General features: G+C 66.7%; 7 protein-coding genes. 4 read left to right on the top strand and 3 right to left on the bottom strand.

The genetic code is table 11. The features are described from left to right. Positions 1–149 precede the first annotated feature (149 nt). Positions 150–1040 carry an ABC transporter substrate-binding protein gene (locus ACRDUX_RS11195; RefSeq protein ID WP_526413847.1) on the bottom strand — a complete coding sequence of 297 codons (891 nt, stop codon included), beginning with the start codon at positions 1038–1040 and terminating at the stop codon, positions 150–152. 184 nt (positions 1041–1224) lie between these two features. Between ACRDUX_RS11195 and ACRDUX_RS11200 the strand changes: the two genes are divergently transcribed. Both ACRDUX_RS11200 and ACRDUX_RS11205 read left to right on the top strand, forming a co-directional pair. After that, complete coding sequence (locus tag ACRDUX_RS11200; RefSeq protein ID WP_526413849.1) at positions 1225–2385, top strand: NAD(P)/FAD-dependent oxidoreductase; 1161 nt, start codon at positions 1225–1227, stop codon at positions 2383–2385. After that, on the top strand, positions 2382–3311 hold the full coding sequence (locus ACRDUX_RS11205; protein WP_526413851.1) for an NAD(P)-dependent oxidoreductase: 930 nt from the start codon (positions 2382–2384) through the stop codon (positions 3309–3311). Before ACRDUX_RS11200 ends, ACRDUX_RS11205 begins: the two co-directional genes overlap by 4 nt. 149 nt (positions 3312–3460) lie before the next feature. Here the strand turns inward: ACRDUX_RS11205 and ACRDUX_RS11210 are convergent, their stop codons facing one another. Further along, positions 3461–4372 carry a hypothetical protein gene (locus ACRDUX_RS11210; protein ID WP_526413853.1) on the bottom strand — a complete coding sequence of 304 codons (912 nt, stop codon included), beginning with the start codon at positions 4370–4372 and terminating at the stop codon, positions 3461–3463. Between the two features lie 152 nt (positions 4373–4524). Here ACRDUX_RS11210 and ACRDUX_RS11215 point away from each other — a divergent pair, with 152 nt between their 5' ends. After that, positions 4525–4797 (top strand): ribosomal protein L7/L12, encoded by a 273-nt coding sequence (locus ACRDUX_RS11215; RefSeq protein WP_526413855.1) that lies wholly within the window; start codon positions 4525–4527, stop codon positions 4795–4797. Here the strand turns inward: ACRDUX_RS11215 and ACRDUX_RS11220 are convergent. Next, entirely contained in the window at positions 4794–5288 is a 495-nt protein-coding gene (locus ACRDUX_RS11220; protein WP_526413857.1) for a DNA-deoxyinosine glycosylase, read from the bottom strand. The two genes, ACRDUX_RS11215 and ACRDUX_RS11220, sit on opposite strands and share 4 nt — an antisense overlap. 40 nt (positions 5289–5328) lie before the next feature. Between ACRDUX_RS11220 and ACRDUX_RS11225 the strand changes: the two genes are divergently transcribed. After that, positions 5329–5921, top strand: a 593-nt coding sequence (locus ACRDUX_RS11225) for an adenylate cyclase regulatory domain-containing protein (protein WP_526413859.1), incomplete at its 3' end; no start/stop codon positions are given.

The following is a 5921-nucleotide window of genomic DNA, read 5'->3' on the forward strand; positions in this document are numbered from 1 at the left end:
GCGGCCAGCATGTACCACAGAAAATGGAACGGCCGCTTCCGCTCCTGGATCACCGCAGCGGTGGTCAGACTCGTCGTTGTCATGGCAGGTCTCTTCTGGTGAGGTGAGGCGCGCGGCGGACTCCCCCGTACCGCCGCACGCGGTGAATGTCAGCCCTTGAGTTGTGGCCCCGCGTTGATCGGGAAGTCGGTGATGAGGTCGCCTTCCGGGATCTCGAACTCCTTCGCGAGTTCCTGGTACTGACCGCTCTCGTGGAGGTGCTTGAGTGCGGCCGAGTACGCATCCGCGAGACCCTCGGGCTGCATCGGGAATCCGACGCCGTTGGGGTTGGTGTACTCGGTGAAGGCGACGGTGTACTTGTCCGGGAAGGCGCCGGCGTTGTAGGCAGCGGCCGGCGAGTCGATCATCGCAAGCTGGTCCTGACCGCTGTCCACGGCGAGCAGCGCGGCGTTCGAGTCGGCGTAGGACGCCAGCCGCAGTTCCGGGACGCTGGCCGCCGTACAACTCTGCATCTGCTCCTGCATCTCGGTCTCGGCGCCTGACCCCTTCAGCACGGCGACGCTGTGGCCGCACAGGTCGTCGCGCGAGGCGATCTGGATGTCCTCGCCCGGCTTGGCCACCCACGACACACCCGCCCGCAGGAAGTCGACGAATCGCACGCTCTCCTGTCGCTCGGCGGTGTCGGCTAGTGAGGCCAGTGCGTCGTAGCGCCCGGAGTCCAGTCCGGGAATCAGTGAGTCGAACGAGCCCTGCTCGATGTTGACCTTCAATCCCAGCACCTCACTGGCGAGTTCGAACTGCCGCACCGAGAAGCCGGTGACCTCGCCCATGTCGTCGATGAACTTCAGCGGTGCGATGTCGACGTTCACCCCCAGGGTGACCGTCCCCTTGGCGGCGACGTCCGCGGGCACCAGAGCCGCGAGGTCGTCGACCTTGGACGCGGCGGGTTTGGCGGCCTCGCCTCCACCGTCCCCGCCCGAACAGCCCGTCAAGGCGACAGCGAGCACTACGGCGGCGAATGCCAGGCTTGATCGGCGCATGCTTTGTCCTTCGTTGATCGGTGGCGAGGTCTGTGACGTCGAGTGTGTCGGCGATCTCATGAGCGCCTCAAGAGCGTTCCGTGAGCCGGAACCCACTACACGTTGGACACATCCGCGAGGTGTCATGGTGCAGCCGTGTTCGTGAAGCACGGCGAGACGCCCCGTAGAGATGGAGTGCACGCACATGCGAACCAACCGTGACCAGAGGCGAGTCGTGGTCATCGGCGATGGGATTCTGGGAGCCTCGATCGCCCACGCCTGCGCGCAGGCCGGCGCAGCGGTGACGGTGATCGGCTCGGGGCCGGGGTCGGGGGCCAGTTGGCGATCCTTCGGCTGGCTGGGCGCCGCCCAGGAGGTGCCGGAGAGCTATCACCGCCTACGTCTGCTGAGCCTGGCCCGCTACCGCGAGTTCGCCGCGAAGGCGCCGTTCGACGGGGTGGTGCGGTTTTCCGGCGCACTGGCATGGGAAACTCGCGGCAGCACAGTGCAATTGATCCAGGGCGCCGACGAGGTGGAGCCGGTGCGCGAGACGTTCCTGCGGCTACGCGCCAAGGGGCACGGCGTGGAGACCATCGGTCGGTCCCGCGCTCTGCACCTCGAACCGGCGCTGGCACCCGGTTCGTTGCCCGATGACGGGATTCTGCTGGCCCGCGACGAGGGCTGGGTCGATCTGCCCGCGTTCACCGGGCTGTTGCTGTCGGAGGTGGTCCGCAGCGGGGGCCGGTTGATCGCCGACGGGCAGGCGCAGGTGGCCGAGTCCGGAGGCCGGGCCCGCGCGGTGCTGTCCGACGGCACACCGGTGGACGGCGACGAGTTGGTGGTAGCGGTCGGCGCTGCGTCGACTCAGCTCCTCGAGTCCACGGGCGTGAGGATCCCGCAGAGCAGTACCAAGGCCGCGCTGTTGTTCACCAAACCCAGCTCTTTGCAGCTGCGAATGCTGGTGCGAACCCCGGTCGGAAGCCTGCGGCCCCGCCCCGGCGGCGGCGCCGTGGTGCACACGTCGGTGATCGAACAAGCCCTCAGCCCTGGCGGCGATGGAGGATTCGTGGTCGACGACGATTCTGTCGCCAATGCGCTGGCCGACCTCAGCGCGCTGTTCGCTGGCGGTGCACCACTGAAGCTCGATCGTGTCGCGACCGGCATGCGCCCGATTCCCGGCGACGGATGGTCAGTCGTCGGCCAGCTGGATCACCTGCCAGGATGTTGGATTGCGTTCTCGCACAGCGGCGCGACCCTCGGGCCGATCTTCGGCGAACTGTTGGCGTCCGAGATCCTCGAGCCGGGCTTCCGCTCGCCACTGCTCGACGCATACCGGCCGGAACGATTCGGGGTGCACCCGGCGTGACGGATCAGTTGAACGTCTGCATACTGCCCGACCTGCATCCCGCCTACGAACAGGCCGTGATCGGCGCCGGCGCGAAACTGGTTGACGCCGAGGGCCATCCGGACGTCCTGATCTGGTCTCGGCACGGCGCTCCACACGTCCTGGCCAGCACAGTCGTGGAAATCGAGACGGTGCGCTGGGTGCAGTTACCAGCGGCCGGCGTCGAGGACTTCTTCCGCGCTGGGGCCGTGACGTCCCGCGACGATGTGGTGTGGACCTCGGCGAAGGGTGCGTATGCGGAGCCCGTCGCCGAACACGCGCAGACCCTCATCCTGGCTCTGCTGCGGCGGCTGCCGGAACGCCTGCGTGCCGTCAGCTGGGGTGCGCAGGCCGGAATCTCGTTGCACCGCAAGCGCGTACTGATCGTGGGCGGCGGTGGCATCGGACACGAGCTGGCGAGGCTGTTGACGGTGTACTCCACCAAGACGACGGTGATTCGGCGCCATCCGATACCGGTCCCACACACCGCGCAGGTGTTGACCATGGACCATCTGCACCGCGAGCTGCCGCAGGCAGATGTGGTGGTTCTGGCGGCCGCACTCACCCCGGAGACTCACGGCATGTTCAGCGAAGCCGAGTTCGCGCTCATGAGGCCGGAGGCGATTCTGGTCAACGTGGCACGCGGCGGCCTCGTCGTCACCGACGACCTCGTCGAGGCGCTGGAGACCGGGCGCATCGCCGGGGCGGCTGTGGACGTCACCGACCCGGAGCCACTGCCGAACGGCCATCCGCTGTGGACACTCGACAACGCCATCGTCACGCCCCACACCGCGGACACGATCGACATGATCGTCCCGCTGCTGGCGCAGCGCATCGAGGAGAATCTGATCCGGTTCGCCGCAGGCCAGCCTCTCGTTGGCCTGGTCGACCGCAGTGAGGGCTACTGATGCGGGCCTGCCCCTTTCATTGAAGAAGACCTTCGCCCAGTCGCTCCTTGGCGTTGTTACGCGGTGTCTGCACGACCCGCGGGCATGCGTCTGTGTGGTTGCGGGACGCAATAGTGCCGGCCGATGCCTCGATTGCGCGCGCGACCGGCCTAGGCGCGCGTTCGTGCTGTCTGAGCCCGCGGAACGCCTGCGGCGTTGCCAGTCTCGGTGCCGTCGTTGAACATCGCGATGACGTCGTCGGGTATCGGTGAGAGGTCACCGGCGGAGGTGAAGTCGCGGATCGACGAGCCCCTGCAGCGGCCGTCGACGTTGCGGGCGCCCAGTCCCTTTCGAATGTCGTCGACGTCGACGGTCCTGAAGTCGACCGAGAACCGGGTTCGCCCACTGTCGTTCGGCACGTCTGAGTGCAGGTGATGTCCGGAGTACTGCAGCATGCCGCCGACGGGTGCGACGAACACCGTCGACGAGAGCAGATCGACCGGCTCGGTTGGACCGGGCACGGGACGGGTTCCGGCGTGGACGTCGTTCCACTGGGAATGGTCGTACACGGCCGAATCGTTGGCGACCGCGCGGTTGAAGTACTCCGGATGGAGCGCCACGGCGTTGTCCTCGGTGACGTCGTACACCGGCATCCAGTGGTTGAGCTGCGCCAAGGGAGCCGAGCACCACGTGTCGCGATACGGATGCCACGCATAAGCGATTCCGGTCCCCAGATAGTCATCGCTGGTCGAGATGCCCAGACGGGGCTTGTCGAAATAGGTGGCGGCGGGATCGCAGCCCCTCTCGACCAGGAGGTCCTGGACGAGCCGTTTCGACTTGGGGTGGCGGATGAATTGGGACTTGAGCTCGGCGAGGATGGCGGCGTACTCGGCGACCGGGAGGTCGAACTGGGCCAGCTCGGGGTCGCGGCCACCAAATTCTTCGCCAATCAGCTCTCTGGCAAACATCGCCAAGGCCAGGGACGACGGCGTCGGCGTGGTGATGTTGATGGTGCCGTCGTACATCTGCGCGCGCTGCAGGCGGTCACCGACGGGCTGGTCGACTTGGACTGCGAGGGGCATGGCCATGTTCCTCTGTTGGATGGATCAACCGGTCGGCAAGCTCCGGTTGATGGCTAACTTCAGCGTAGTCGCCCGCCTGCGGTGCGGTCGACCCGTGGACGGAGCCGGCTCCGCTAGTCGTTCGCCTTGCGGTACCGGTCACACTTGAACGCATGGGATTCTTCGGAGGTTCCGACGACGGTGGCGACGATCTGCGCCGCCGCATCGACGAACTCGAGCGCCGCGTTGCGACACTCGAGCGCGCAGTGCGTGGGGCGGGTCAGTCGATTCCGCCGCCACCCGTCGGGGAGCCGAACGAAACCTGGGCAGGGCCGCAGGTGCGGCAGCTGGCGATGCAGGGCAAGAAAGTCGCGGCGATCAAACTGCTGAGGGACGAAACGGGGCTGGGACTCAAGGCGGCGAAGGACATCGTGGACCGCATCTAACCAGCGCCTGCGAGGATCTCCTGCCAGGCCGCCAGCTTGTCGGCGAACGACATCGGCAGTGCGCCGCTGCTGGAGGGTAGCCGCACGGTGGGCAGTTCGGTCGTGACGTGCTTGGCGAACAACTCCAACGCCGTCAAACCGTTGACGAAGACCCGCTCGATGCCGGGGTGATCGGTGAAGAGGGGGCCGAAGTCGTTGATCACCAGCGTCTTTCGGTCGATCTTGGTATCCATGCTGCCGGCCCGCCGACAGCTGTGCACGACGTCCCACAGGGTCACCCCGTGACTCGTCACCGCATCGAGCCGCTGTTGGTACGGCATGTCGGCGTCGAATCCCAACACCGATCCGAGCAGCGGCCAGAACTGGTTCCGCCGGTTGGCGTAGTACTCGCCAACCGCCAGGGACCGCTCGCTGGGGAATGATCCGAGGAGCAGCACGCGAGCGCCACCGCTCACGACGGGCGGCAAGCCTTCACGCATTGGTTCGGTCATCGCAGCGAATCATCTCAAACGCTCGGTATACGTTGACTCGGTGGGAGACGCGGTCGACATCGAATCGTCCGGCCTGCTCGACGGCCTCGACGGCAGGGCGCGGGTCGAACGTGCGGAGCTGGTCGAGTGGCTGCTCGATCTAGGGTTCACCGTCACGCAGATCGGCGAGTCGTTCGCGCCGATGCTCCTGGCGACACGTCGAGCCATGGGCGACGACGGCACCCTGGTGTCGGCTCGTCAGATAAGCGAAGAGGCCGGCATCGATCTGGAACTGCTGGAACGCATGCTGCGGGCCGTGGGTCTGCCCAGGGTGGACGATCCCGACGCGCCCGTCCTGTCGAAGTCCGACGCGCAGACCTTCGCCAAGGCTCAGAAGTTCCTCGAGGTCGGCATCACTGCCGACCAGCTCGTGCTGGTCCTGCAGGTGCTGGCCGAGGGTCTGACACGCGCTGCGGACGTGATGCGCTACGCGGCGCTGGCAGCCGTATTGAAGCCGGGCGCCACCGAACTGGACACCGCCAAGGCCTCCGTGGCGTTGGTCGAACGGGCCGCGCCGATGCTCGGCCCGCTGATCGAAGAGACGTTGCGCCTGCAGTTGATGCACATCATGGAAACCGAAGCGGTCACCACCAC

Origin of the sequence: Mycobacterium sp., from assembly GCF_050701675.1 — a bacterium.
Taxonomy (GTDB): domain Bacteria; phylum Actinomycetota; class Actinomycetes; order Mycobacteriales; family Mycobacteriaceae; genus Mycobacterium.

What these genes read in the sequence shown, in the direction of transcription:
- ACRDUX_RS11195 (WP_526413847.1), bottom strand. Translation starts at nt 1,040, where the DNA reads ATGCGCCGATCAAGCCTGGCATTCGCCGCCGTAGTGCTCGCTGTCGCC.
- ACRDUX_RS11200 (WP_526413849.1), top strand. Translation starts at nt 1,225, where the DNA reads ATGCGAACCAACCGTGACCAGAGGCGAGTCGTGGTCATCGGCGATGGG.
- ACRDUX_RS11210 (WP_526413853.1), bottom strand. Translation starts at nt 4,372, where the DNA reads ATGCCCCTCGCAGTCCAAGTCGACCAGCCCGTCGGTGACCGCCTGCAG.
- ACRDUX_RS11215 (WP_526413855.1), top strand. Translation starts at nt 4,525, where the DNA reads ATGGGATTCTTCGGAGGTTCCGACGACGGTGGCGACGATCTGCGCCGC.
- ACRDUX_RS11220 (WP_526413857.1), bottom strand. Translation starts at nt 5,288, where the DNA reads ATGACCGAACCAATGCGTGAAGGCTTGCCGCCCGTCGTGAGCGGTGGC.